This window comes from Leifsonia xyli subsp. cynodontis (genome assembly GCF_050632205.1).
GTDB classification, from domain to species: Bacteria; Actinomycetota; Actinomycetes; order Actinomycetales; family Microbacteriaceae; genus Leifsonia; species Leifsonia xyli_D.
Map to the genome: position 1 here is coordinate 337,051 of NZ_CP192578.1, position 25,248 is coordinate 362,298.

General features: G+C 71.0%; 18 protein-coding genes and 2 pseudogenes. 8 read left to right on the top strand and 12 right to left on the bottom strand.

Translation table 11 applies throughout. The features are described from left to right. Positions 1-96 precede the first annotated feature (96 nt). Together rfbD and rfbB are read right to left on the bottom strand one after the other, a co-directional pair. Positions 97-945, bottom strand: coding sequence for a dTDP-4-dehydrorhamnose reductase (gene rfbD, locus ACQ86M_RS01655; protein WP_431246820.1), 849 nt, complete (start codon positions 943-945; stop codon positions 97-99). Beyond that, entirely contained in the window at positions 945-1,934 is a 990-nt protein-coding gene (gene rfbB / locus ACQ86M_RS01660) for a dTDP-glucose 4,6-dehydratase (protein ID WP_431220438.1), read from the bottom strand. The genes rfbD and rfbB overlap by 1 nt, the downstream gene beginning before the upstream one ends. 189 nt (positions 1,935-2,123) lie before the next feature. Between rfbB and ACQ86M_RS01665 the strand changes: the two genes are divergently transcribed. The 5 genes from ACQ86M_RS01665 to ACQ86M_RS01685 all read left to right on the top strand — a co-directional run bounded on the left by ACQ86M_RS01665 (position 2,124) and on the right by ACQ86M_RS01685 (position 7,554). Further along, on the top strand, positions 2,124-3,920 hold the full coding sequence (locus ACQ86M_RS01665; RefSeq protein ID WP_431246821.1) for a cell wall-binding repeat-containing protein: 1,797 nt from the start codon (positions 2,124-2,126) through the stop codon (positions 3,918-3,920). Positions 3,921-3,929: 9 nt separating this feature from the next. Next, positions 3,930-4,553, top strand: a complete 624-nt coding sequence (locus ACQ86M_RS01670; protein ID WP_431246822.1) for a dTDP-4-dehydrorhamnose 3,5-epimerase family protein — start codon at positions 3,930-3,932, stop codon at positions 4,551-4,553. 2 nt (positions 4,554-4,555) lie between these two features. Continuing rightward, positions 4,556-5,422 carry a glucose-1-phosphate thymidylyltransferase RfbA gene (rfbA, locus tag ACQ86M_RS01675; RefSeq protein ID WP_431246823.1) on the top strand — a complete coding sequence of 289 codons (867 nt, stop codon included), beginning with the start codon at positions 4,556-4,558 and terminating at the stop codon, positions 5,420-5,422. 69 nt (positions 5,423-5,491) lie between these two features. Continuing rightward, a complete protein-coding gene (locus ACQ86M_RS01680; RefSeq protein WP_431246824.1) occupies positions 5,492-5,983 on the top strand; it encodes a hypothetical protein in 492 nt (163 codons plus the stop codon). Further along, positions 5,980-7,554 (top strand): cell wall-binding repeat-containing protein, encoded by a 1,575-nt coding sequence (locus ACQ86M_RS01685; protein WP_431246825.1) that lies wholly within the window; start codon positions 5,980-5,982, stop codon positions 7,552-7,554. The genes ACQ86M_RS01680 and ACQ86M_RS01685 overlap by 4 nt, the downstream gene beginning before the upstream one ends. A 7-nt stretch (positions 7,555-7,561) precedes the next feature. On the opposite strand, the gene ACQ86M_RS01690 is transcribed toward ACQ86M_RS01685, so the two are convergent. The 6 genes and pseudogenes from ACQ86M_RS01690 to ACQ86M_RS01715 form a co-directional block, all read right to left on the bottom strand. Beyond that, positions 7,562-8,359 carry a glycosyltransferase family 2 protein gene (locus ACQ86M_RS01690; protein WP_431220443.1) on the bottom strand — a complete coding sequence of 266 codons (798 nt, stop codon included), beginning with the start codon at positions 8,357-8,359 and terminating at the stop codon, positions 7,562-7,564. Beyond that, positions 8,356-9,222: a glycosyltransferase family 2 protein gene (locus tag ACQ86M_RS01695; RefSeq protein ID WP_431246826.1), complete on the bottom strand. Its 867-nt coding sequence runs from the start codon at positions 9,220-9,222 to the stop codon at positions 8,356-8,358. The genes ACQ86M_RS01690 and ACQ86M_RS01695 overlap by 4 nt, the downstream gene beginning before the upstream one ends. Further along, positions 9,219-10,475, bottom strand: coding sequence for an ABC transporter ATP-binding protein (locus ACQ86M_RS01700; RefSeq protein WP_431220445.1), 1,257 nt, complete (start codon positions 10,473-10,475; stop codon positions 9,219-9,221). The genes ACQ86M_RS01695 and ACQ86M_RS01700 overlap by 4 nt, the downstream gene beginning before the upstream one ends. 1 nt (position 10,476) lies before the next feature. Continuing rightward, entirely contained in the window at positions 10,477-12,816 is a 2,340-nt protein-coding gene (locus ACQ86M_RS01705) for an ABC transporter permease (RefSeq protein ID WP_431246827.1), read from the bottom strand. A gap of 188 nt (positions 12,817-13,004) precedes the next feature. Beyond that, on the bottom strand, positions 13,005-13,208 hold the full coding sequence (locus ACQ86M_RS01710; RefSeq protein WP_431220448.1) for a hypothetical protein: 204 nt from the start codon (positions 13,206-13,208) through the stop codon (positions 13,005-13,007). Positions 13,209-13,807: 599 nt separating this feature from the next. Then, a pseudogene (locus ACQ86M_RS01715) lies at positions 13,808-14,071 on the bottom strand (glycosyltransferase family 2 protein); the annotation flags it as partial. 867 nt (positions 14,072-14,938) lie between these two features. On the opposite strand from ACQ86M_RS01715, the gene ACQ86M_RS01720 reads away from it, so the two are divergent. Beyond that, a complete protein-coding gene (locus ACQ86M_RS01720; protein ID WP_431247837.1) occupies positions 14,939-17,101 on the top strand; it encodes a glycosyltransferase in 2,163 nt (720 codons plus the stop codon). On the opposite strand, the gene ACQ86M_RS01725 is transcribed toward ACQ86M_RS01720, so the two are convergent. From ACQ86M_RS01725 to ACQ86M_RS01735, 3 genes are read right to left on the bottom strand one after another with little or no spacing between them, the layout of a single operon-like run. After that, complete coding sequence (locus tag ACQ86M_RS01725; RefSeq protein ID WP_431246828.1) at positions 17,032-17,235, bottom strand: hypothetical protein; 204 nt, start codon at positions 17,233-17,235, stop codon at positions 17,032-17,034. The two genes, ACQ86M_RS01720 and ACQ86M_RS01725, sit on opposite strands and share 70 nt — an antisense overlap. Further along, a complete protein-coding gene (locus ACQ86M_RS01730) occupies positions 17,205-18,596 on the bottom strand; it encodes a DUF2142 domain-containing protein (RefSeq protein WP_431246829.1) in 1,392 nt (463 codons plus the stop codon). Before ACQ86M_RS01730 ends, ACQ86M_RS01725 begins: the two co-directional genes overlap by 31 nt. A 2-nt stretch (positions 18,597-18,598) precedes the next feature. Further along, entirely contained in the window at positions 18,599-19,963 is a 1,365-nt protein-coding gene (locus ACQ86M_RS01735; protein WP_431246830.1) for a hypothetical protein, read from the bottom strand. 135 nt (positions 19,964-20,098) lie between these two features. Between ACQ86M_RS01735 and ACQ86M_RS01740 the strand changes: the two genes are divergently transcribed. Both ACQ86M_RS01740 and ACQ86M_RS01745 read left to right on the top strand, forming a co-directional pair. Further along, a complete protein-coding gene (locus ACQ86M_RS01740; protein WP_431246831.1) occupies positions 20,099-22,576 on the top strand; it encodes a glycosyltransferase in 2,478 nt (825 codons plus the stop codon). Beyond that, positions 22,573-22,920, top strand: a pseudogene (locus ACQ86M_RS01745) (glycosyltransferase); the annotation flags it as partial. The gene ACQ86M_RS01740 and the pseudogene ACQ86M_RS01745, both read left to right, overlap by 4 nt. Before the next feature lie 144 nt (positions 22,921-23,064). On the opposite strand, the gene ACQ86M_RS01750 reads toward ACQ86M_RS01745, so the two are convergent. Continuing rightward, positions 23,065-25,134, bottom strand: a complete 2,070-nt coding sequence (locus tag ACQ86M_RS01750; RefSeq protein WP_431246832.1) for a DUF2142 domain-containing protein — start codon at positions 25,132-25,134, stop codon at positions 23,065-23,067. Between the last annotated feature and the right edge of the window lie 114 nt (positions 25,135-25,248).

Below are 25,248 nucleotides of genomic sequence, written 5' to 3' on the forward strand. Positions count from 1 at the left end.
TCGTTCGATTCCCCGCTCGAATTCTGCGAATCACCGTATCCCGCCGCCGCGGGCCGTCACAATTCCCCCAACCGAGGCGCGGCCGCAATCGGGGGACTAAGCGAACAGGCCGGCCGCCGTGGCGGCCGCGAGGGCCTCCTGCCACGGCCGCATGGGCGACAGCCCGGCTCGCGACCAGGCGTCGTGCCCGAGCACGGAATAGGAGGGACGCGGCGCCGGACGAACGAACGTCGAGCTGTCGGTCGGCTTCACGCGCTCCGGATCGAGCCCCGCCTGCGCGAAGACCGCCCGGGCGAAGTCGTACCAGCTGGCCTGGCCGGAATTCGTCCCGTGGTAGATCCCGGCCGGTGCGTTGGAGTCGAGCAGGGCGACGATCTGCGCGGCGAGGTCGCCCGTCCACGTGGGCTGCCCGAGCTGATCGTCGACCACGCTGACGGTCTCGTGGCTCCCGGCGAGCTTCACCATGGTCTTCGCGAAGTTGGCGCCGCCCGCGCCGTACAGCCAGGCGGTGCGCACCACGAAAGTGCCGCCGGGATGCGCCGCGAGCGCCAGCTCCTCGCCGGCGGCCTTGGTGCGGCCGTACGCGTTCAGCGGGTCGCGCGGGGTGTCTTCCGCGTACGGCTCGGTGGCCTGGCCGTCGAAGACGTAGTCGGTGGAGACGGTCACGAACCGGGCGCCGTGCTGCGCGGCCGCGACCGCGAGGTTCTCGGTGCCGAGCGCGTTGATCGCGTAGGCGTCGTCCTCGTGCGTCTCGGCGTCGTCCACCTTCGTGTAGGCGGAGGCGTTGATGACGACGTCGTGACCCGCGGCCGCGGCGACGACCGCATCCCGGTCGGTCACATCCAGCTCGGCGCGGGACAGGGCGGTCACGTCGCGGCCGGCGAGGGCCTTCTGGAGGTCCTGGCCGAGCATCCCGGCCGCACCGGCGATCAGGTAGCGCGTCATCAGTTGTCGAGCGCCGCGCGGGCCTTCAGCGGCTCCCACCAGGCGCGGTTGTCGCGGTACCACTGCACCACGTCGGCGAGACCCTGCTGGAACGGGACGAGCGGCTCGTAGCCCAGTTCGGACTGGATCTTCGAGATGTCGACCGAGTAGCGCAGGTCGTGGCCGAGGCGGTCGGCGACGCGGTCGACGTACGACCAGTCCTTGCCGGTCGCGTCCAGCAGCAGCTGGGTGAGCTCCTTGTTGGTGAGCTCGGTGCCGCCGCCGATGTTGTAGATCTCGCCGGCGCGGCCGTTGACGAGCACCATCGCGATGCCGCGGGTGTGGTCGTCGACGTGCAGCCAGTCGCGGATGTTGTTGCCCTCGCCGTACAGCGGGACGTGCTTGTCGTCGATCAGATTCGTGACGAACAGCGGGATGACCTTCTCGGGGAAGTGGTAGGGCCCGTAGTTGTTCGAGCAGCGCGTGATCGACAGGTTGAGGCCGTGCGTGCGGAAGTAGCTGCGCGCGAGGAGGTCCGACCCGGCCTTCGAGGCGGAGTACGGCGAGTTCGGCTCCAGCGGGCGGTCCTCCGCCCACGAGCCCTCGGCGATGGAGCCGTACACCTCGTCGGTGGAGACGTGCACGAAGCGCTCGAGGTTGTTGCGCAGCGCCGCGTCGAGCAGCTGCTGCGTGCCGAGCACGTTGGTCTCGACGAAGATCGAGGCGTCGCGCACCGACCGGTCGACGTGCGACTCGGCGGCGAAGTGCACCACCGCGTCCACCGTCGGGAAGAGCTCGTCGAGCAGGCCGCCGTCGCGGATGTCGCCCTTGACGAACGTGTAGCGCGGGGAATCCGCGACCGGCGCCAGGTTGGCCAGGTTGCCCGAGTACGTCAGCGCGTCGAGCACGACGACCTCGGCGCCCTCGAGGCCGGGGTATGCGTCCTGCAGGGTGCGACGGACGAAGTTGGAGCCGATGAAACCGGCGCCGCCGGTGACGAGAATCTTCATGGAGTAGGGGACCTGCCTCACGGAGTCGTGGATTACCGGCCCGATTCTACCGGGTGGGCGTAGAAGCTCTTGCGGTCGCCCTGCATAGACGCGCTATGTTCGCATCATGGTCTTGGGGGAAGGCGGGCTCGAACCCGCGCACTGGTCACCGGTCTGCTCGCTCTCGCACTCGTCGGGGGGACGCTCGCCGTGGCGACGCCCGCGCTGGCGGACGACAACGCGAAGGCGGACGCCTACTACGCGGCAGTGGCGGCCGCGACCGACGGGCGCGTCCCGAGCGAGGCGGAGGAGAACGCGAACGTCGCCGCGGTTCTCGGGGCGCAGGACGCGGCTCCCGGCGGAGTGCACGCGCTCGCCGCGGCCGACGCCGATCCGTCGAAGTTCGTCGACGGCGACCTGGTCAGCGACGCCGTCTTCTACCGCGGGAACGCCTGGACCGAGAGCCAGATCGCCTCGTTCCTGAACTCCAAGGTCACCACCTGCACCGGGACGACGCCGACCTGTCTGAAGACGTACACGACCGCGACCACGGCGAAGCCGGCTGACGCCATGTGCCCGGCCGGGTACGCCGCCTCCGCCTCGCAGACGTCCGCGCACATCATCGCGACGGTGGCCGCCTCGTGCGGCATCAACCCGGTGGTGCTCCTCGTGATGCTGCAGAAGGAGCAGGGCCTGGTGTCCTCCACGGCTCCCACGCAGCACGCCTACGACTACGCGACCGGCTGGAACTGCCCCGACACCACGCTCGGCTGCAGCACCAACACCGCCGCGACCACCGGATTCTTCAACCAGGTCTACGGAGCCGCGTGGCAGTTCAAGCGCTACGGCGTCGGCACCGACTTCGACTGGTTCCCGGTCGGCAAGGTGACGCCGGTGCGCTACAACCTGGATGCGTCGTGCGGCAGCAAGCAGGTGGTGATCCAGAACAAGGCGACCGCCGCGCTCTACTACTACACGCCGTACACCCCGAACGCGGCCTCGCTCGCGAGCTATCCCGGCGAGGGCGACGCGTGCTCGGCGTACGGCATCCGCAACTTCTGGATGCTGTTCAACGCCTGGTACGGATCCTCGACCGCGGGCTCGGTGCCGTCGATCGCGCGCATCTCGGGCGGCGACCGTTACGAGACCGCAGCGGCGATCTCCCGGGCGGCCTATCCGACTCCGGGCGTCTCGGCGGTGTACATCGCCAACGGACTCAACTTCCCCGACGCACTCGCCGCGGCGCCCGCCGCCGCCAAGCTCGGCGGCCCGCTCCTGCTCGTGCAGACGACGGCGGTCCCGCAGCCGATCATGACGGAGCTCGCACGACTGAAGCCCCAGCACATCTACGTCGCAGGCGGTGCGAACGTCATCGCGCCGTCGGTGCTGACGCAGCTCGCCAAGGTGCAGCCGGCGATCACCCGCATCGGCGGCTATGACCGCTTCAACACGTCGGTGCTGATCGCGCAGCAGGCGTTCGGGGCGTCCTCCACGGCGTATCTCGCGTCGGGGCTCGGCTTCCCGGACGCGCTCTCAGCAGGCGGCGCCGCCGGCGCGAAGTCCCAGCCGGTGCTCCTCGTGAACGGCGCGCTCGGGTCGGTCGACGCCGGAACGAAGCAGGCGCTGCAGAGCCTCCACGTCACGACGATCAAGCTGGTCGGCGGTACCGCGATCATCTCGGCCGGCTTCGAGACGAGCCTGAAGAACGCCGGATTCACGGTCACGCGCCTCAGCGGGTCCGACCGCTTCGAGACCAGTATCGCGGTCAACGCCAACGCGTTCCCCGGAGCGACGAGCGTCTCTCTGATCACGTCCGGGACGTCCTTCCCGGATGCGCTCGCCGGAGCGGCGTGGGCGGGCAAGGCCAAGGGCCCTCTGCTCGTCTCTCCCGTGGGCTGCGTGTACCCCGGGGCCGCGAACCTGGCGATGGCCGCACCGGCCATCCGCCTGCTCGGCGGCGTCAACGCCCTGAGTCCCCGGGTGGGGGCTCTGGCGGTCTGCCAGTAGACTCTCGGGGTGCAGATCCGCGAATTGACCATCCCCGACTCGTACGAGATCACCCCGAAGCAGCACGCCGACGACCGCGGAGTGTTCCTGGAGTGGTACCGCTTCGACCGGCTGGAGGAGGCCGTCGGCCACCGCCTCGACCTGCGTCAGGCGAACACGTCCGTCTCGCGGCGGGGTTCCGTGCGCGGCATCCACTTCGCCGACATCCCGCCGAGCCAGGCGAAGTACGTCACGGCGACGCACGGGGCCGTGCTCGACTACGTGATCGACATCCGCGTCGGCTCGCCGACGTACGGGCAGTGGGATTCGGTGCTGCTCGATGACACCGACCGCCGCGCGATCTACATCGCCGAGGGTCTCGGCCACTGCTTCGTCGCCCTGACCGACGACGCGACGGTCAGCTACCTGGTCACCGACGTCTTCAACCCGGGTCGCGAGCACGGCATCAACCCGCTCGACCCCGAGATCGACCTGCGCTTCCCCGACGAGGCCGGCGAGCCGCTGCTCTCGCCGAAGGACACCGGCGCGCCGACCCTGGCCGAGGCGGCCGCGTCGGGCCTGCTGCCCACCTGGGACGCCGCCCGGGCCTACTACGCGTCGCTGAACGCGTCCGACCACGACGGAGGCAACTGACCATGCGCGGCATCATCCTGGCCGGTGGATCCGGCACGCGGCTCTGGCCGATCACCAAGGGCATCTCGAAGCAGCTGATGCCGATCTACGACAAGCCGATGATCTACTACCCGCTGTCGACGCTGATGATGGCCGGGATCGACGAGATCCTCATCATCACCACGCCGGAGTACAACGAGCAGTTCCGCGCCCTCCTCGGCGACGGCTCGCAGCTCGGCATCCGGCTGGAGTACGCGGTGCAGGAGTCGCCGGACGGCCTGGCGCAGGCCTTCATCATCGGCGAGGAGTTCATCGGCGACGAGTCGGTGGCGCTCGTCCTCGGCGACAACATCTTCCACGGCTCCGGGCTGGGCTCGTCGCTGCGCGACCACAACGACATCGACGGCGCCCTCATCTTCGCGTACCAGGTGAGCAACCCGACCGCGTACGGCGTGGTCGAGTTCGATGACGACTTCAGGGCGATCTCCATCGAGGAGAAGCCGAAGAACCCGAAGTCGCGCTTCGCGGTCCCGGGCCTGTACTTCTACGACAACGACGTGGTTGAGATCGCGAAGACGATCGAGCCGAGCGCGCGCGGCGAGCTCGAGATCTCCACCGTCAACGAGCGCTACCTGGAGGCCGGCCGCCTGCAGGTGCAGGTGCTCGACCGCGGCACCGCGTGGCTCGACACCGGCACATTCGAGTCGATGATGCAGGCCTCCGAGTACGTGCGCGTGATCGAGGACCGGCAGGGCTTCAAGGTCGGCTGCATCGAGGAGATCGCCTGGCGTGCCGGGTGGATCGACGACGAGCAGCTGAGCGGCCTGGCCGCGCCGCTGGTCAAGAGCGGCTACGGGTCGTACCTGCAGGCGCTGCTGCAGCAGGACTGAGCGTCGCAAAACGCACGTCTGGTGCGTCGCGACGCAGTTTCGTTGCGTGGGAGGGCTAGGCTGGCCCGCGTGACGCCGCCTCGCCACCCCTTCCGTGTGCTCGCTGCCGCCGTCGCGGTGTTCGCACTGGTTCTCGTCGGTGCGCTCGCGGCGACCGAGCAGCCGGCCCGCGCCGCCAGCGCCTCGGACTTCCAGCCCGGGTTCATCATCAGCGACTCCAATTTCTACAACGGGAACGCGGTGGATGCGGCCAGCATCCAGTCCTGGCTGAACGCGAAGGTGCCGACCTGCAAGGCCGGCTACACCTGCCTAAAGGACTACACCGAGACGACGACCTCGCGGGCGGCGGACCCGATGTGCGCCGCCTACACGGGCGCGGCCAACGAGACCGCGGCGACGATCATCACCAAGGTCGGCCAGGCGTGCAACATCAGCCAGCGCGTCCTGCTGGTGCTGCTCGAGAAGGAGCAGGGACTCGTCACCGACACCTGGCCCACGGCGGGGAGTACCAGAAGGCGACCGGATTCGCCTGCCCGGACACCGGCCCGTGCGACCCCATGACCCTCGGCTTCTACAACCAGGTGTACAAGGCGGCCTGGCAGTTCAAGCGCTACGGCAACCCGCCGGGCACCTCCGACTTCTTCAACTGGCTCCCCATCGGCCAGGTGAGCGCCATCCGCTACAACCCGAACACCGCGTGCGGCTCGGGCAACGTGACGATCCGCAACCAGGCGACGGCGGCCCTGTACTACTACACGCCGTACCAGCCGAACGCGGCCGCCCTCGCGAACCTGTACGGCACGGGCGATGCCTGCTCGGCGTACGGCAACCGCAACTTCTGGCGTCTGTACACCGACTGGTTCGGCTCCAGCACGTCGGGCGCGAAGCCGACCGGCAACTTCGAGTCGGCGGCGCTCGGAACGTCCGCTTTCGCGGTCTCGGGCTGGGCGATCGACCCGACGGTGATGCGCACCTCCATCAACGTCCAGATCACGTTCAACACGCCCTCCGGCGTCTCGACGGTGACCATCCCCGCCAGCGCCAACCGGCCGGACGTGGGCAACGCGTACCCGTTCGCAGGGAGCCTCCACGGCTTCTCCGCGAGCGTGCCGCGCACCGGCACCGGGCAGTACTCGGCCTGCATCGTCGCGATCGCGGTCGCCGGCAACACCGCCGGGAACAGCGACATGGGATGCCGCACCGTCTTCTACTCGCCCGCGCTGAACGGCGCCCCGCCCGCGACCAGTCGCGTCCAGGGCTCCGACCGGTTCGACACGTCGGTCGCCGTCTCCAAGTCGGCGTATCCGAACCCCGGCGTGCCGGTGGTCTACATCGCCTCCGGCCTGAACTTCGCGGATGCGCTCTCCGCCGGCCCCGCGGCCGCGGCCCAGAAGGGACCGCTGCTGCTCGCCACCGGCGCCGATGTCACGGCCAGCGTGCTGGCCGAGGTGAAGCGCCTGGCGCCGGCGAAGATCGTCGTCGTCGGCGGCGTGAACGCCGTCTCCGCGACGGCCCTGGGCAAGCTGGCCGCCCTGCAGCCGAACATCACGCGCATCTCCGGCTCCGACCGATTCGAGACGTCGCGGCTGCTCGCCGCCTACGCGTTCCCGGCGACGAAGAGCGCCTACTTCGCCTCCGGGCTGAACTTCCCGGATGCGCTGTCGGCCGCGTCGGCCGCCGGCGCGAGCGGGCAGCCGGTCGTGCTGGTGACCGGATTCGGCGGATCGGACCCCTCGACGACCGCGTACGTCGCGTCCGCGAAGCTGACGTCCGCGACCGTCGTCGGCGGCGGTGTGGTCATCTCGCCGACGCTGGACACGTCCATCCGGTCCGCGGGCGCGACCGTCACCCGCATCGGCGGCTACGACCGCTTCGACACGAGTCACCTCGTCAACTCGCAGAAGTTCCCGTCCGCGCCGACGGTGTACGTGGCCTCCGGCGTCGACTACCCGGATGCCCTGGCCGGCTCCGCCGTCGCGGGCGCCCAGAAGGCGCCGCTGTTCGTCGCCCAGTCGTACTGCATCCCGCGGTCGATCGGCAACGACCTGGTGAACATGAAGACGTCGAAGGTCGTGTTCATCGGCGGCACCACCGCGCTGACCGGCGACGTGGCCACGTTCCGCCCCTGCTGACCGGCGCTCAGGCGCGGTCGTCGAGCCGCAGGTAGCGGTAGAACTCCGCCTTGCGCTCCGCGAGGGTGTGGTGCTGGTTCGTCTCGTCGAGGACGAACTCGACCGGCGTGTCCACCTTGCGGAGCGTCCAACCGCGCTTGCGGGCGTAGCCGCACATCCAGATGTCCTCGAGGAAGGCGAAGTACCGCGGCAGCTCGGTGAAGAACGACAGGTCGGACACGATGTCGAGGTCGCAGGCGCAGCCGCCGGTGCCGACGTAGCTCACGCGGTCGCCGGGCTCGGCCGGGGTGCGCGCCCAGTACTCGCCGTCCATGGTCCAGGCCCAGTAGCCCGCGATGGTGTGCGGTCCGGAGGCGTCGAGCAGGTCCGTGAGGAAGTGGTCGCTGACATCCTGGTCGTCGTCGAGCATGACGAAGGTGCCGCGCTCGCCGGCGGACCACAGCTGCCGCGCGGCGAAGAACCGGCCGAGACCGCCCACGTTCACCGGACTGTCGAACAGCGACACCGATGCCAGCGCGCCGTGCGGCCGGTAGGCGGCGATCCGCTCCCGGTAGTACGCCGCGTCGGCCGGGCGGTTGTTCCACAGCAGCAGTCGCACCCGCGGGCCCTGCTGGGCGTCGAGCTGCGTGAGCACCGCGTCGATGCGCTCGCGGCGGTTCCAGAGGCACATGATCACCGCGACGCCGTCCGGCTCGCCGGAGGTCAGCAGCGGCCGCATCCGGAACCGTCCCGCCCGGTACAGGCGCATGGCCGCGCGCCAGCGGACCGCCGAGACGGCACGCCGGGTGAAGGAGGCGAGGCTCACCGCGAGACCCACCACAGGCGGCCCCAGAGGCCCAGCCTCACCGCCAGTCGCAGCGGCGCGAAGTACCACGCGGCGTACTTGCGCGAGAGGTAGCGGTAGGCGCTGTCGTGGTGCGCCTTCTCCATGCGCTTGCGCTCGCGCGAGGTGGAGTGCGCGCCCGTGTGGGTGACGACGGCCTCGGGCACGTAGACGTTGCGCCAGCCGGCGCGGCCGAGCCGGTCGCCCAGGTCGACGTCCTCGAAGTACATGAAGTAGCCGGGGTCGAATCCGTCGAGCTCGCGGTACGCCTCGCCCCGGATGAGCAGGCAGGCTCCGGAGAGCCACCCGGCGTCGCGGCGGGTCTCGGTCTCGCCCTCGGCGCGGTAGCGGACGGTCCACGGATTCGCCGGCCAGATGCGGCCGAAGAGCGCGTGCGCGACGCCGGTGCGCAGCGAGGGCAGCCGCCGGGCGGAGGGATAGACCGTGCCGTCGGCGTCGAGGATCTTGGGGCCGAGGGAGCCGGCAGCCCGCGTCTGCTCGCCGGCCGCGACCAGCGCATCCACGGCTCCGGGCGTGAACACGACGTCCGGGTTGGCGACCAGGATGTAGTCGGGCGCGACCGAGGCGGCATCGACCGCCGCGCGCACGCCGCCGCCGTACCCCTCGTTCGTCGCGAGCTCGAGGAACCGGTACCCGGCCGCCGTCGTCGCCGCGCCGACCGCCGCCGCCTCGCTGGACGCGTTGTCCGCCACGACGACCTCGTCGATCCGGCCGGCCGTCGCCAGCGAGGCGAGGAACGGCTCGATCGTGTCGGCGGAGTTGTACGTCACCGTGACCGCGAGCACGCGCGGTCGGGCGCCGCGGCCGGTCCGCTCGTCCGTCACGCCGACGGCTCGACGACCTCGGGGACGGCGTGGACCATCCCGACCGCGAGCGGGTAGTACGGCACGTCGAACGAGCACGCCTGCGGCATGTCGGACAGGTGGCGGCCGGCCCGGTCCATCAGCGACGCGTTCACGAAGTACTTGCCCGCCCCGAAGCGCGCATCGCGCAGCAGGAAGGCGACGGTGCGGCGCTCGCGCAGCCGGGAGACGGGTGCGCCGACGCGGGCGGTCGTCGTGCCGTAGACCGGCTGGCCGAGGGTGTTGTCGATCTGGATGGCGCACATCCAGTCCTCGATGCCCTCGTCGTGTTCGAGCGTGACCTCGATGCGGAGGTCGTCGCCCGGCTCGACGGGCTCGCCGGGCGCGCGCCCGTCGGCCCAGGCTCGCGCCTCGATGACGCGGCCGTGCTCGATGACCACGTCGCCGTGCTTCGACGCCTGCACGGCGGCCTCGGCCTCGGCCTCGATCACGCGGCGGCCCTCGAGGATGTTGCGGAACTCGGTGACCGCGCCGCCGGGCTCGCCGTCATAGACCACCTCGCCCTTGTTGAGCAGGATGGCCCGGTCGGCCAGCTCGGTCACCTGGCTGAGGTTGTGCGTCACGAGGATGATCGTGCGCCCCTCCTGCTGGAACGAGCGGATCTTGTCGAGGCATTTGCGCTGGAACGCCTCGTCGCCGACCGCGAGCACCTCGTCGACGAGAAGCAGATCGGGGTCGGTGTGCACGGCGACCGCGAAGGCGAGGCGCACGTACATGCCGGAGGAGTAGAACTTCACCTGCGTGTCGATGAAGTCGCCGATGCCCGAGAAGCTGAGGATCTCGTCGAAGCGCTCCTCGGTCTCCTCGCGGGTGAGGCCGAGGATGGACGCGTTCAGGTAGACGTTCTCGCGCCCGGTGAGGTCGGGATGGAACCCGGCGCCGAGCTCCAGCAGCGCGGCGATCCGGCCGCGGCGGGCGACGCTGCCGCTGGTCGGGTCGATGATGCCGCCGATGACCTTGAGCAGCGTGCTCTTGCCGGAGCCGTTGTGGCCGATCAGGGCCACCGTGCGGCCGGCGTGGATGCTGATCGAGACGTCGCGCAGCGCCCAGAACTCCTCGCGGTGCTCGCGGCCGCGCCCGAAGGCCACCAGCCGCTCCTTGAGCGAGTTGTCCTTGCGGATCACGAAGCGCTTCGAGACGTCGACGACGCGGACGATCTCGGGCGTCTCGGCCTCTGCTGCGGCCTCGGGGGCCGTCGTCATGTCGGTCGTCACGTCACACCACCTGCGCGAAGTTGCCCTGCAGGCGCGCGAACACCCGCTGGAAGCCGAACAGGAGGAACAGGCCGACGACGAACGCGATCGCCATGCGGCCCAGGAGGAAGTCGGGGTACAAGGCCGTTCCCTGGCCGCCGACCCACATCGCCTTCTGGAACCCGAGCACGGCGAGCGTCACCGGGTTGTCGGTGTAGATGTCGAGCAGGATGCCGTGGCCGAGTGCCTTCGCGACCATCGACCACGAGTAGACGATGGGGGAGGCCCACAGCAGCAGCAGCAGGATGACCTCCACCAGGTACTGGATGTCGCGCAGGTAGACGTTCACCGCGGAGAGCAGCAGGCCGAACGCCGTGCCGTACAGCAGGAGCAGCAGGACCGACGGGATGACGTACCAGGTCTCGGCGTGCAGCGGCGGCTTGCCGATCGCGATGGTCGCGCCGAGCAGGATCGCGAACTGGATCAGGAAATTGAACCCGGCAGAGCCGACGCTCGCGAGCGGGAAGATCTCCCGCGGCAGGTAGATCTTCTTGATGAGCCCGGCATTGCCGACGATCGACGCCGTCGTGCCGCCGATGATCTCGCTGAACAGCCCGTAGGCGGTGAGCCCGGTGAACACGTAGATCGCGAAGTCCGGGATGCCCTTGGCCGCGCCCAGGACCTTGCCGATCACGATCGCGTAGATGAGCAGCTGCGTCAGCGGACGGACGAGGGTCCAGACGAAGCCGAGGACGCTGTCCTTGTAACGGGACTTGAGGTCGCGGCGGACGAGCAGCGAGAGCAGCTCGCGGTGGCGGAAGATGTCCCGCACGGCGGCCCAGGAGCCGCCCGATTTGTCGTCGCCGCTGACCGTCACCAGCTGCTCGTTGGAGAGCGCACGGTACCGATCCAGTGCAGTCATTCGGTCGTCAATCTGTTCGCGGGCATTCGATGGATTATAGCTTGCGGCGCTTGGCGGCGACCCACTCCGAGGCCGCGCGCAGTGGGCGCGTGAGCTTCCAGGAGGAGCTGTTCTCGAGTCCGCTGATGCGCTTGTGCAGGTCGTTGGTGACCCGGGTGCGCTCGGAGACGATGCCGGCGACGCGGTCGGGCGCGGGGGTCGGGTCGGCGCAGAACTCCACCAGCGGCCGCAGGGTGTGCGCCCACGTGTGCTGCTGGGCGTACTCGGCGATGTTCGCGGCGATCCGCTCGCGGGCCGCGCCGTCGTACAGGAGCTCCTCGATGGCGTCCGCCAGCGCATCCACATCCTCCGGGGGACGACCCGCCCGAGGTCGTGCTCCCGGATGATGTCGGCGAACGTGTCGCCGTCGGTGCTGATGATGGGGAGCGATGCCCAGAGGTAGTCGAGGATGCGCGTCCGGAAGCTGAACGCGGTCTCCAGGTGCTCGTAGTGCGTGCTGACGCCGAGGTCGGCGTCGAGGAGGAAGTCGGCCCGGTCGGCGTAGGGCACCCACGAGTCGTTGAAGAAGACGGTCTCGCCGGTCAGGCCCAGGGCGTCGGCGCGCTCGCGGGCCTGGACGGCCATCCGCATCGTCGGGATGTTCGGGTTCGGGTGCACCGCGCCGAGGAAGAACAGCCGCAGGTCGGGGTGCGCCTTGCGGGCGACCGCCACCGCCTCGATCAGGGTCAGCGGGTCGAACCAGTTGTAGATGCCGCCGCCCCAGACGATCACCTTGTCGTCCGGCCCGATGCCCGGCACGGTGCCCTTGATGCCGTGGCTCTTCTGCACGGGCGGATCGTTCTGCACGCCGAACGGCGCGATGTCGAGCAGCGAGCGGAGGCTCGGGTCGCGGTCATAGGTGGCCGGGTTGATACGGGCGAGGCCGGCCAGCTGACCGAGCCAGAAGTCGCGCTGCTTCTCGGAGGCGCACACGAGGAAGTCGGCACGCTCGAGCTGGTCGTTCAGCACCTCGACGGTGTCGATGGCGACCGCCAGCCGCTCCTCCGGGCCGAAGTCCTTGCCCTGCTCAAGCTGCTCCAGGTGCATGGGGTCGTAGATGTCGGCGACGATGATCGTGTCGGTCGCCTTGATCCAGGGGTGGCTGCGCAGGATGTGGCCCTGGAAGACGAGCACCTCGGCCCAGTCGACGTGGGCGTGCAGGGCCTCGTCGTCGGCGAAGCCGACGTGGAACCGGTCGTTCTCGATCTCGGAGACGCGGTTGGTGGAGATCAGGCGCACGTCGCCGACGTCGCTGAGGGCCTGCGCGATCTCCCACGCGCGGATCGCCGGTCCGGCCATCAGCTCGCCCAGCGTGTCGGGCGTCACGACGAGGATCCGTCGCCGCGCGGCGGTACCCGCCGCCGCATCGCTCGTGCCGGTGCTCGCTCCGGTGGTCGGCATGGTGCTCCTTCTCGTTCGTCTTCTCGGACCGCACCCCCGCCGGTCCGGGCTTGACCGATGGAAGGCGACGCCGCAGGAGGCCTCTCGCCCGCGTACGGGTAAAGCGCCGAGCACGAAAGCCGCTCGGAAGATTACCACCGCAACCGGGGAAGTCGGTGTGCGGCCGGAGGCGGCGGATGTGCGCTCGTTCAGCCTCGACGGCGCAGCAGCCGGGCGGCGGAGTCGGCCATCCGCACCACCCGCCGCTGGCGCAGCATGCCCAGCTGCTCGTGGAGCGCGCGGTTCTCCTCGCGGGCCGCGTGCAGGTCGGCCTCGGCCCGCGCCTGCCCGTCCTGGGCGGCCGCCAGCCTCCGGTCGAGGTCGGCCAGAGCGAGGCCGATCGCGCGGTCCACCGGCTCGGTGGCCGCGTCGACCGGACGGTCCGCGACGGGGAGGGGACGCGGTCGGCGATGCGGGTGTCGAGCACGTACTCGCCGGTCGCCACCCCGGCGGCGAGCTCCTCGGCATCGGGATGTCGGCACAAATAGAGGGGATACAGCACTCCGTCGAGCAGGCGCCGGTAGTCGCGCATCCCGTGGTGGTTCGGGCTGGGCGTGAGGTCCGAGTTCTCGTAGGCGCTGCCCGCGTTGCGGACCTTGCGGCTGTACTGCTCCCACGACCGCCACGGGAAGTGCAGCACCTCGATCTCGTACCCGGCGGGCACCGGCCCGCGGTTCTCCAGGCTGACGAAGTGGTTGCCCTGCACCACCTCGACCTCGGGGTCGCCGATGTGCACGGCGTCGTGGGTGGCGTGCGCCTTCAGCCCGACGCGGTGCAGCGCCTCCGTCGACCGCAGGTCGCGGTAGACGAGCCGCTGGAGGCCCGTTCCGGCCAGGGCCGCGGTGCCGATCATGTCGTGGACGGGCACGTCGAAGGCCTGGATGCTCGTCGGGATGCCGCTGAACGCCTCCTTCAGCGTGAGGCCGTCGGCGCGCGGGAGCCAGAACTCGTCCGCATCCGCGTTGATCACCCAGTCCGCTCCGTGCTCGGTCGCCGCCTCCCGTGCCATCCGGGTGACGGTGACCGCCTGCTGCTTGCGGTGCTCGGGGTCGTGATGCAGCACGATCCGGCCGTCCGAGGCGTACGACTCGAGCAGCTCGCTGGTGCCGTCGGCGGAGCCGTTGTCCGTCACGATGAGCGTGTCGACGCCCTGCGCGAGGTGGTGGTCGATCATTGCGCCGACGATGTCGGCCTCGTCACGCACCATCAGGGTCATCGCAAGTCTCACGGGCGCCTCCTCGCCCCCAAGTCTAGGCGGGACGCGGCGGGCGCCTCCCCGGCTAGACTTGCCCGGATGAACCCATGGATGAGCCACGCACAGCGCGCGCTCGGCCGTCTGTTCCCACCGCAGTCGGGAGCGGGGAAGGTGCTCCGCGCCGGCAAGGAAGCCGCGCGGGCCTTCCGCTCCGAGCTGCGACCCGTCGTGCCGGCAGCGAAGCCGGAGCAGCGGGGGCCCGGACTGACCGACTACGCCCAGTGGCGCGCACAGCAGCCGCCGCTCGAGCCGTTGCCGCCCGGGCAGGCGACCACCTTCCTGGTCGTCGTCGAGACGACGGGGTCCGGCGACGAGGCGGAGGCGGCCCGCGTAGCCGCGACGGAGCAGAGCATCGCGGCGCAGGTCGCGCTGGAGCCACGGACGCTGGTCGTCCGAACGGGCACCCCGCTGCGCGAACTGCTGCCCGACGTCGAGGAGGACTTCGTCCTCTTCCTCACGGCCGGCTCGCTGCTCGACCCGCACGCGCTGGAGCAGGTCGCCAAGGAGCACCGCGTCGACCCCGTGCGGCGGCTCATCGCCTTCGACTCCGACCGCCTCGCCGCGAACGGCACGCGCGTCTCGCCGCTGTTCCGCCCGGTCTGGTCGCCCGAGATCATGCTCGGCGCCAACTATCTCGGCCGGGCGTTCGCGATCCGGGTGCCGGATGCCCGGGCCGCCGTCGGCGCGACGCTCGACGACCACGGCATCTGGCGGCTGCTGCTGCGCTCCGAGCTCGACGACGCGGCGGTGGGACGCGTGCCGCACGTGCTGCTGACCGTCCCAGACGGGCCTGCGGCCGGCGCGCCGGCAACGGACGACGACGCCGCCATGGTGGCGCGTGCGCTCCGCGACCGCGGCGAGGACGCCACGGCGGAGGTCAGCGACGGGATCGTCCGCGTGCGCTTCCAGCCCGCGGAGTGGCCGACCGTGTCCATCGTCGTCCCCACCCGCCACGGCCGGGCTAACCTCGAGCGGCTGCTGCCCAGCCTGGCGACCACCGACTACCCGCGGTTCGATGTCACGGTCGTCGACAACGGCGGTGAGACCGACGAGAACGAGGCCTGGTACGAGGCGCTGCAGCCGGGCATCCCGGTGCGCCATGTGTGGTGGCACGAGGAGCCGTTCAACTACTCCCGCGTCAACACGGTGACGGCGCGCGGCACCGACGGCGAGGTGCTGGTCTTCCTCAACGACGACACCGAGATCGTCGACCCGGGCTGGCTGAAGGAGCTCGTCGGGATGCTCCACCGCGACGGCGTCGGGACGGTCGGCTTCCAGCACCGAACGGCCGACGGGCTGGTCCAGCACGGCGGCGTCATGCTCGGGCCGGGCGGCTTCGCGGCCAACCTGTTCGCCGGGATGCGGCCGGATGCGGACTCGCTGATCGGACCCGTCCGCTGGTACCGCGACACGCTCGCCGTGACGGCAGCCTGCGTCGGCATCCGGCGGACGTTCTTCGAGGAGGTCGGCGGGTTCGACGAGCGGTTCCAGCTCACCGGCAGCGACGTCGTCCTCGGGCTCGACCAGGTCATCCGCGGGCGGCGCAACGTGGTCATCCCGTTCGACGCCGTGCGGCATTTCGAGTCGCTGACCCGGGGAGCCCATGCGCCGCGGTCGGACTCGTTCGCGAGCTACTGGCGCTACCAGCCGTGGCTGGCCGGAGGCGATCCGTACATCTCGCCGAACGTCTGCCGCCTGGTCGAGGTGCCCCGCTTCGCGGCGGCCGGCGACCCGTCACCGCTCGAGCTCACCATGGCCGGGCTCGGCCGCCCGTGGAAGTCGGACGCCCAGCAGTCCACCATCTCGGAGGACGCCACGGCGCTCCTGCCCCTGGCGACCATCACCGCCGAGGAGGTGGCGCAGGTCGTCGAGACGCACCGGTCGGTCACCGGCCGGCGCGAAGTCCGGACCATCAACTGGCTGCTCCCCGGGTTCGACCTGCCGTTCTTCGGCGGCGTCAACACCACCCTCCGGATCGCGGACAAGCTCGCGCGCGAGCACGGCGTCGTCAACCGGTTCCTCGTGAACGGGCACCCGGCCGACGAGTTCTACAAGTCCGCGATCGTCGCCGCCTTCCCGGGCCTCGCCGACGCGGAGGTCGGCAACTACTACGGCACCGACGAGGGCCTTGCGGCCATCCCTCAGGCGGACGCGGCGATCGCGACGTTCTGGCTCACGGCGCGGGATGTGGCCAAGGCGCCGTGCGCGCCGCGCAAGTTCTACCTCATCCAGGACTACGAGCCGTCGTTCTACCCGGCCAGCACGATGTTCGCGATGACCGAGCAGACCTACCGGCTCGGCCTCTACGGCATCTGCAACACCCGCAGCATGCACGACATCTACGCGGGCGGCTACGGCGGGACGGCGACGTACTTCGAGCCGGCGGTCGACCGCTCCGTCTTCCACGGGGAGGGCCGGCGCGAGCGGCAGCCGGATGAGCCGGTCACGATCTTCGCGTACGCCCGCGACCACTTCCGCAACTGCTGGGAACTCGTGTACGCCGCCCTGAGCGAGATCAAGCGCCGTCACGGCGACCGCGTGCGCATCATCGCGGCGGGCGCCAAGTACCTGCCGCCGAGTGCCGACTTCATCGACCTCGGGCTGCTCGACTACCGGGCGACCGGGCGCCTCTACCGCGAGACCGACATCGGCATCACCCTGCAGATCTCACGGCACCCGTCGTACCTGCCGCTCGAGCTGATGGCCAGCGGCGTCGCGATGGTCGTCCCGGACTCGCCGTGGTTCCGCTGGCTGTTCCGGCCGCGCGAGAACGCGCGCACGACGATGATGACGTACGAGGAGGTCGTCGCGGCGCTGGACGAGCTGGTCCGGGATGCGGAGCTGCGCCGGAGCATCGCCGCGGCCGGCCTCGGCACCATCGACGCCGCGCACTCCGACTGGGATGCGGCGCTCGACGGCCTCTACGAGTTCCTGTGCGACCCGGAGTCGAAGGCCGTGGCGACCGAGGCGCCGCCGTGGGTGGCGCCCTGATCGGCGGGCGGCCGGTCCGTGCGCTGCGGCTCGGCCGCCAGCAGCGGTAGCGCGCGCCAGACGCTCACCACGGCGAAGCCGAGGGCGGCGAGCACGGCCAGCGTCAGCAGGATGGTGCCGCCGGGGGCTGCCACTGCGGGCCGAGCAGGAAGTGCGGCCACGACTTGTCCGTGACGGCGTAGCGGCGCAGCGTGAAGGCGAAGGCCGCGAACTGGCCGACGGCCAGCAGCACGAGGATCGCGCGCACCGCGTCCATCGACGGCCGGGTCAGCCCGCGTCCCGCGGAGTCGAGCGCGAGCCCGCCCGCGATGGCGACGAGCAGCAGCACCGCGAGCATGTAGCGGCCCTGCCAGACGTCGCCGACCTGCCGCCACAGGGCGACCTGCGTGGCGACCGGGACGAGCAGCAGCGCGGCGGAGAACCCGGCGGCCACCCAGCGCGCGCGGCCCCGGCCGAGCACGAGCGGAAGCACGACGAGGGCGACGAAGAGGGCCGTCCACAGGGTCTGCACGCCCTCGGGAGCGGGCACGTCGACCGTGCCGAAGAGGCCGGTCATCTGCCGCCAGTAGTCGAACGTCTTCTCGACCATGTTCTGGGCGACGGTGATCAGGCTGCCCGGTGTCGGCTGCGCGAGTGGCTGTACGCCGTTCGCCGGCCGCGTGAACCAGAACAGCTGGGCGGCGCCGATCAGCGCGAGCAGCCCGAGGACGATCCAGGTGGAGGTGCGGCGCGCGAGCGCCCGCCAGTCGTCGCGCCGCAGCAGGGCGATGACGCCCACCCCGGCCAGGACGACCCAGAGCAGGCCGAGGCTGCGCCCGCCGGTGACGAACGCGGTGGAGCCGACGGCGGTCGCCGCGGCGAAACCGAAGGCCCACCCGGACGGCCGCACCCGCGCCAGCACGAGCAGCGACGCGAAGAGGGAGCCGGCGGCGGCCATCTCGACCGCGTTCGGGTTGACGGCTCCGCCCAGGAAGACGGCCTCGGGCGTGATGGTCGCGAGAGGGAGCAGCAACGTCCACCGCGCGCCGGGGAGCCGGCGCAGCAGCACGGCCGTCGCCGCGAAGAGGGCGGCGGTCAGGGCGGCGGAGAGCAGCCGCATGCCGAAGATCGCCGGAGGTCCGGACAGCGCGAGCGACGGGAGACCGACCGCCACGTAATAGACCGGAGAGTTGGTGTTCGCTGCGGTCGCGGTGTCCCGCAGGCCGGAGCCGTACGGTGAGGTGCCCACGCAGGCCGGAGTCGTGTCCGGCCGTCCCGCGAAGCAGGCGCCCGCGCCGGGGATGTACAGGTACCCCGGAGCCTGGAAGTGCTTTCCGTCGCCGACGATCTCGCCGCGCGCCGCGGCGGTGGCTCGCACGATGTGTGACGCCTCGTCCGGCACAGCGTAGATCGGGGTCGCCAGCGACCAGGCGCCCATGATGACGAAGAGCACCGCGAACACCGACGCGAACAGCCGGCCGGGGAAGCGCGGCGCGGACACCACCGAATCGGTCACGCTCAGCCCTGGGGGAGGAACAGCGAGGCGAGATACGTGAGCACGGCCACGCCGGCGAAGATCCAGCGCGGGACCGGGCGCCGCGCGAGCAGCAGGCCGGCGCAGGCCAGGAACAGCGGCACCAGCGAGATGCCGTACCGCGCGGGCGGCGGGTCGGGGTAGGTGCCCAGCGTGACGTAGGTCACGGCCGAGAGAAGCGGGGCCGAGATGGCGGCCGCGGCGAAGGTCGCGATCGCGATCGCGTTGCGCCGGCGGCCCCAGCGGGAGACCATCAGCAGGCCGATCACGCCGGCCACGGCGATCCACGACACCGCGTAGTTGACGATCAGGCCCGGGCCCTTGAGGAACGTCGTGATGTCGCCGACGCCCTTGGTGGCTCCGTCGATGAAGAGGCCGGACTGCAGGATGATCGACGTGATCCCGAGCGGACGGACCTTGCCCATGTCGGGCGCCGGCCCGACCGCCGACGCGGTGGAGTACACCAGCCACAGCACCTGCGCGACGACGGCGGCCACGACCGCGACGATCGCGGTGATGGTCCGGCTGTCGGCGAACATCCGGCCGATCCAGGCTCCGCGCGACGTGCGCTCGCGATAGGCGGCGAGGCCGACGCGCAGCACGACGAAGAGCACGGCTGCGGCGACGGCCGCCAGGTTCTGCACCTTGAGCAGTGTGACGAAGGCGGCCCCCGCGACGAAGAGGATGCGCCCGCGCCTCCGCTCCACGAACGTCGCCAGGTAGAGCATCAGCGCTCCGGCGAAGAGAGCCGTCGCGTCGGTGCTGATGTACGTGTTCGACCAGTACGCGGGCAGCGAGCCGACCATCAGCAGGCCGACCGCCGTCGCGGCGACCGGATGCACGCGGAGCCGCCGGAGCGCCAGGTACAGCAGCAGCGCGGCGGCGGCGAGCCAGATCGCGCCGATGAACCGGCCGGCGTCGACGAGGCCAACGCCCGCCCAGACCAGCGGCTCGGCGAGCACGCGCGTGATGCCGAAGTACAGCGGTGTGTAGATGTACGCGGAGGTGGCTCCGTGGAACGGGAAGAGCTCCTTGTTCCGGGCGTTGTTCAGCTGGCACCGCGCATCCGGGGCCGGCTGCAGGAGGCGCAGCCCGCGGCATCCCAGCTCCTGGCGGGCGAAGGTGCCCGTCTGCTCGCCGCGGTGCACCGTCCCCTGGGAGGCGACCTTGGCGAAGTAGTCGATGTACACGTACTCGTCGACGGGGGAGACGCCCTTGTGGCCGGGCACCTGCACGATGCCGACCAGCAGCGAGGCGAGCACGAGCAGCACCGGCCCGATGGATGCGCGCGAGAAGATCCGCTCCCGGAACCGTCGGCGGCCCTGCGTCGGGGCGGTCTCGGTGCTCATACGGTGGCGGCCTCATATCGCGTCGCGTGCCGGGCGGGGGTCGCCAGAGAGCTTAGCAACTCCCTCTGGCGCGCCCGGGGAGACCCACAGAGCCGCTTGGTAGGCTGGCGGGCGATCTGCCAGCGAAAGGAACGCATGCCTACCACGCGCCCCGGGGTCGTCTCGGTCGTCCTCGTGAACTTCCGGGGGACGGACGACACGCTGACCGCAATCGACCACTTGGGCCGGCTGGACTGGCCGGCCGAGCGCCTCGAGATCGTCGTGGTCGAGAACGCGTCGGGCGACGACAGCGCCGAGCGCATCCGGGCCGCCGCACCGCACGTCGTGCTCATCGAGTCGAAGGCGAACCTCGGTTTCGCGGGCGGCTGCAACCTGGGCGTGCGCGCCGCCTCGGGCGAGTACGTCGCGTTCCTCAACAACGACGCGAAGCCGGACGCCGCCTGGGTGCGCGCCGCGGTGGAGCGCTTCGAGTCGAGCGCCCGCGTCGGCGCCGTGGCCAGCCGCGTGCTCGACTGGGACGGCGAGAAGGTCGACTACATCGGGTCGGCGATGACCTGGTTCGGCCAGGGCTACAAGCCGCTGACCGCGCAGCCCGTGCCCTCCACCCCCGACGTGCCGAAGGACGTGCTGTTCGGCACCGGTTCTGCCATGTTCGTGCGCCGCTCGGTCTACGAGGCGCTGGGCGGATTCGACGAGCGCTTCTTCATGTTCTTCGAGGACGTCGACCTCGGCTGGCGGCTCAACCTCGCCGGTCACCGCTTCGTGTACGAGCCCGCATCGCTCGCGTTCCACAAGCACCACGCCTCGATGTCGTCCTTCGGCGAGTTCAAGGAGAGCTACCTCCTCGAGCGCAACGCCCTCTTCACCCAGTACAAGAACCTCGGCGAGGAGGCGCTCGCGACGGCGCTGCCGGCGACCCTCGCGCTGACGATCCGCCGTGGCGTGGCGAAGGGCGGCCTCGACTCGACCGAGTTCGACCTGCGCAAGGGCGGCTCCAACGACCCGACGATGGAGATCGACAAGGAGACGGTGGCCGCCGTCTATGCGATCGACCAGTTCGTCGAGCACCTCCCGGGCCTCGCGGCGGACCGCGAGCGCATCCAGAGCACCCGCGTGGTCGCCGACAGCCGCATCTGGTCGCTGTTCGGCGAGACGGACGCCCCCTCGTACACCGACGAGCACTACCTCGAGGGCTACGACAAGCTGGCGACGGCGTTCCCGGTCACCGAGCGCCCCGCCGTCACCCGCGTGCTGATCATCACGGGAGACCCGATCGGCGCCAAGATGGCCGGCCCGGCCATCCGCGCCTGGAGCATGGCGGACGCGCTTGCGAAGGACAACGTCGTGACGCTGGTGTCGCTGGCCGGCGTCGAGCCGGTGTCGGCGCCGTTCGACGTGGTGCACGTGCGCCCGGGCGACGACCGCGCGATGCGGGCGCTCGAGCGCGAGAGCGACGTCATCGTGTTCCAGGGTCTGGCGATGGCGCTGTTCGAGAGCCTGCGCAAGACCGACAAGATCATCGTCGCCGACGTCTACGATCCGATGCACCTGGAGCAGCTGGAGCAGGGCCGGGAGCTCGGGCGCGCGCAGTGGGACAAGCAGGTCGGCGACGCCACCGACGTGCTCAACGAGCAGCTGGAGCGCGGCGACTTCTTCCTCTGTGCGTCCGAGCGGCAGCGCCACTTCTACCTCGGTCAGCTGGCGGCGCTCGGTCGCATCAACCCGGCCAACTACGACGACGACCCGGACCTCGACGGGCTCATCGACGTCGTGCCGTTCGGCCTCTCCGAGACGCCGCCCGCCCACGAGCGCGACGTGCTCAAGGGGGTGCTGCCCGGGATCGGACGCGACGACAAGCTGCTGCTGTGGAGCGGCGGCCTCTACAACTGGTTCGACCCGAAGTCGCTGATCGAGGCCGTGGCCCGGCTCTCGCAGACGCACGACGACGTCCGCCTGTTCTTCCAGGGCACCAAGCACCCGCACCCGGGCGTGCCCGAGATGGGCATCGTGGCCGAGTCGCGCCAGCTCGCCCGCGACCTCGGCGTGCTCGACAGCGCGGTCTTCTTCAACAGCTCCTGGGTCGACTACGCCGACCGGCAGAACTACCTGACCGAGGCGGATGCGGGCGTCAGCACGCACTTCTCGCACGTCGAGACGACGTTCTCGTTCCGCACGCGCATCCTCGACTACCTCTGGGCGGGTCTGCCGATGGTCGTCACCGAGGGCGACCACTTCGCGCAGCTCGTCGAGGAGGAGGGCCTCGGGGTCGTCGTCCCGTCCGGCGATGTGGATGCGCTGGTCGCCGCGCTCGAGAAGGTGCTGTACGACGAGAAGTTCGTCCGCGCCGCCCGGCGGAACGTGGCGCGCGTGCGTCAGCGCTTCTTCTGGAGCGTGGTGCTCGCCCCGTTGGTGCGCTTCGTGGCCGACCCGCGGCACGCCGCCGACCTGGTGGCGCGCGGGGTCGTCGGCTCCGGCGCTCCGGTTCGCCGCACCTCCACCCGTCGCAAGAAGCACGGCATCCGTCACGACGTCGGGCTGTTCTTCCACTACCTGCGCAACGGCGGCCCCGCCGTCGTCGCGAAGAAGATCCGGAGCCGGCTGGGGCGCCGATGACGGACGCGCGCGTCGCTGCCGCACCGGCGATCTCCGTCGCCCTGTGCACGCACAACGGGGCCCGGTTCATCCGGCGGCAGCTCGCCAGCATCCTGGCGCAGACGGTGACGCCGCGGCAGCTGGTCGTGTCCGATGACGCCTCCGTGGACGACACCGTGGCGATCCTGGAGCAGGAGGTCGCGGCGCACCGGGCGTCCGGCGCGCCGACGCCGCAGCTGGTCGTGCTGCGCAACGACAGCCCACTCGGCGTCACGGCGAACTTCGAGCAGGCGCTTCGCGCGTGCGACGGCGACCTCATCGCCCTCAGCGACCAGGACGACGAGTGGGAGCCCGACAAGCTGGAGCGGATGGCGAACTACTTCGCCTCCCGCCCCGGGCTGGGCTTCCTCCACACCGACGCCACGCTGATCGACGACGACAGCCGGCCGGTCGGCGGGACGCTCTTCGGCGTCCTCGAGGTGAGCGACGACGAGCGGGCGGCTGTGCACTCAGGCCGAGCCTTCGACGCCTTCGTCCGGCGCAACCTGGCGACCGGCGCCACGGCGATGGTGTCCGCCGACCTGCTGCGGGCCGCTCTGCCGTTCCCGGCCGAATGGGTGCACGACGAGTGGCTGGCCGTGCAGGCGGCGGCTCGCGGTCGGCTCGACCTGAGCGAACGCCCGCTCACCCGCTACCGGCGGCACGACGAGAACCAGATCGGGGCCGGCGACCCGACCCTCCGCCACAAGGTGGGGCGTGTGCTCGGCCGGCGCGGAGAACGCAACCGGATGCTCGCGCAGCGCTCGCGCATCCTGGCCGACCGTCTCGGCAGCGCCGAGGGGGTCCCCGGCGATCACCGGGCGCTCGCCGAGGAGAAGGCCGCGTTCGAGGCCGAACGCGCCGCGCTCCCGGTCAGCCGGCTGCGACGCCTGCTTCCGGTGCTCCGTCTCGCCCGAGGGGACCGCTACGCCCGGCTGGCGAGCCGGGGAGACTGGACGTGCTGCGGGACCTGCTGCAACCGGCGTAGACCGGCGCTCGCCGTCCTCTTCCGCGGTCGCGCGGAACAGGAGCACCCCCGCCGCGAGGAATGCGGCAGCGGCGGCCAGCAGCACCAGGACGGTACCACCGGGAGGCGCCCACGCGGGCGAGCCGAACAGCAGCACCGTGACGGAGCCGTTCGAGCCGACGGCGTACCGGCGCAGCGCCGTCTCGAACGCCCAGAGTTGCGCGACGACCGCCCCGCCGACGACGAGCACGCGGAGCCGCAGCCGGCTGTGCCGCGTGCGGAAGGCGGAGTCGCCGAGCAGCGCCGCGAGCCCGATCACGAGGCAGAGGAACAGCGGCAGGTTGTAGCGGCCCTGCCAGATCAGCCCGCCGCCGTGGATGTACACCGCCTGCACCAGCGCGGGCAGCAGCAGGAACGCGCCGACCAGCACAGCGGCGACGAGGAGCCGGCGCCCGCGCAGCACGAGGAGGGCGCCGGCGCCGAGGGCCCCGATGGCGAGCCCCCAGCCGTACAGCACGGCGTCGGGCGCGGGGGTGTCGAGCCAGCCGAACAGTCCGACCAGGCCTTGCGAGTATCCGACCGTGCCGAGGAAGACCTTCTGGAACCCGGTGATCGGGGACGCGCCGACGCCCGGGAACTGCAGGGCGTCCTCCGGATGGGCGATCGCGTTGGCGAGGGAGTTGGTGGCGAGCGTCCAGCCGATCGCCGCGATGGCGCCGACGGCGATCGCGGCCATGGCGGAGAGTACCGCGGGGCGACGCAGCAGGTTCCGGATGGTCGCGCCGCGCGCCAGCAGCAGCGGCACCAGGAGGGCGGCGAGCACCCAGAGCGGCGACAGCCCGCGGGCGTTGATGGCGACGACCGCCGACACCGCGACGACGATCGCCCGCCCGCGCAACCGCTCGGGATCGGGGGAGAGGGTCACGGCGAGCATCCCGCAGAAGACCGCCAGTGTCGCCGTGGCCTCGACCGCACTCGGGTTCACCGTTCCACTGAGGAACAGCAGCATCGGGGTGACGGCGACCGCGAACGCGAGCACGGGCATCCGCCGCTCGCGCAGGGTCGTCACCGTCGAGAACGCGAGCGCGGCGAACAGGGCGGAGAGGACGGCGCTCGCGATCCGCATCGCCATCAGCCCTCCGGCGTCGTGGAACAGCAGCGACGGCCAGCCGACGAGGGCGTAGTACAGCGGGTTGTACAGCCCGGCGGAGGTCGGCGCGGTCACGATCGCACCCGGATCGGCCTCCGCCGGCAGCGGACAAGCAGCAGGGATGGTGGGCTGGAAGGCGTAGCAGGTGGTGAGGTGCGCGTCGGCGACGTACCGCGGCACCTGCACCAGGTTGCCCCAGGCCGACGGCTCGCCGAACAGCTGACCGCGGACGACGCTCGCGGCCCGGACGATGTGCGCCGGTTCGTCCGGCGAGGCGGAGGGCGGGGTCGCCCAGGCCCAGATCGTCCCGAGCACGGCCAGGGTGGCCCACGCGACGACGAAGGCGACGAACGGCCGGCGAGTGGATGCGGGGCGCGTCACGGCGAGGATGCGGGCGGCGGCCTCCGTGCGCGCCGGCGACATGGACGTCACAGGAGGGCGGCGGGCGTCGTCGCCCGCAGGCCGGCGTCGGTCTGAGGAGGCACGGCCACACCCTAGCGGATGAGCGCGACCGCGCCGGGGACCGGGATGGAACGG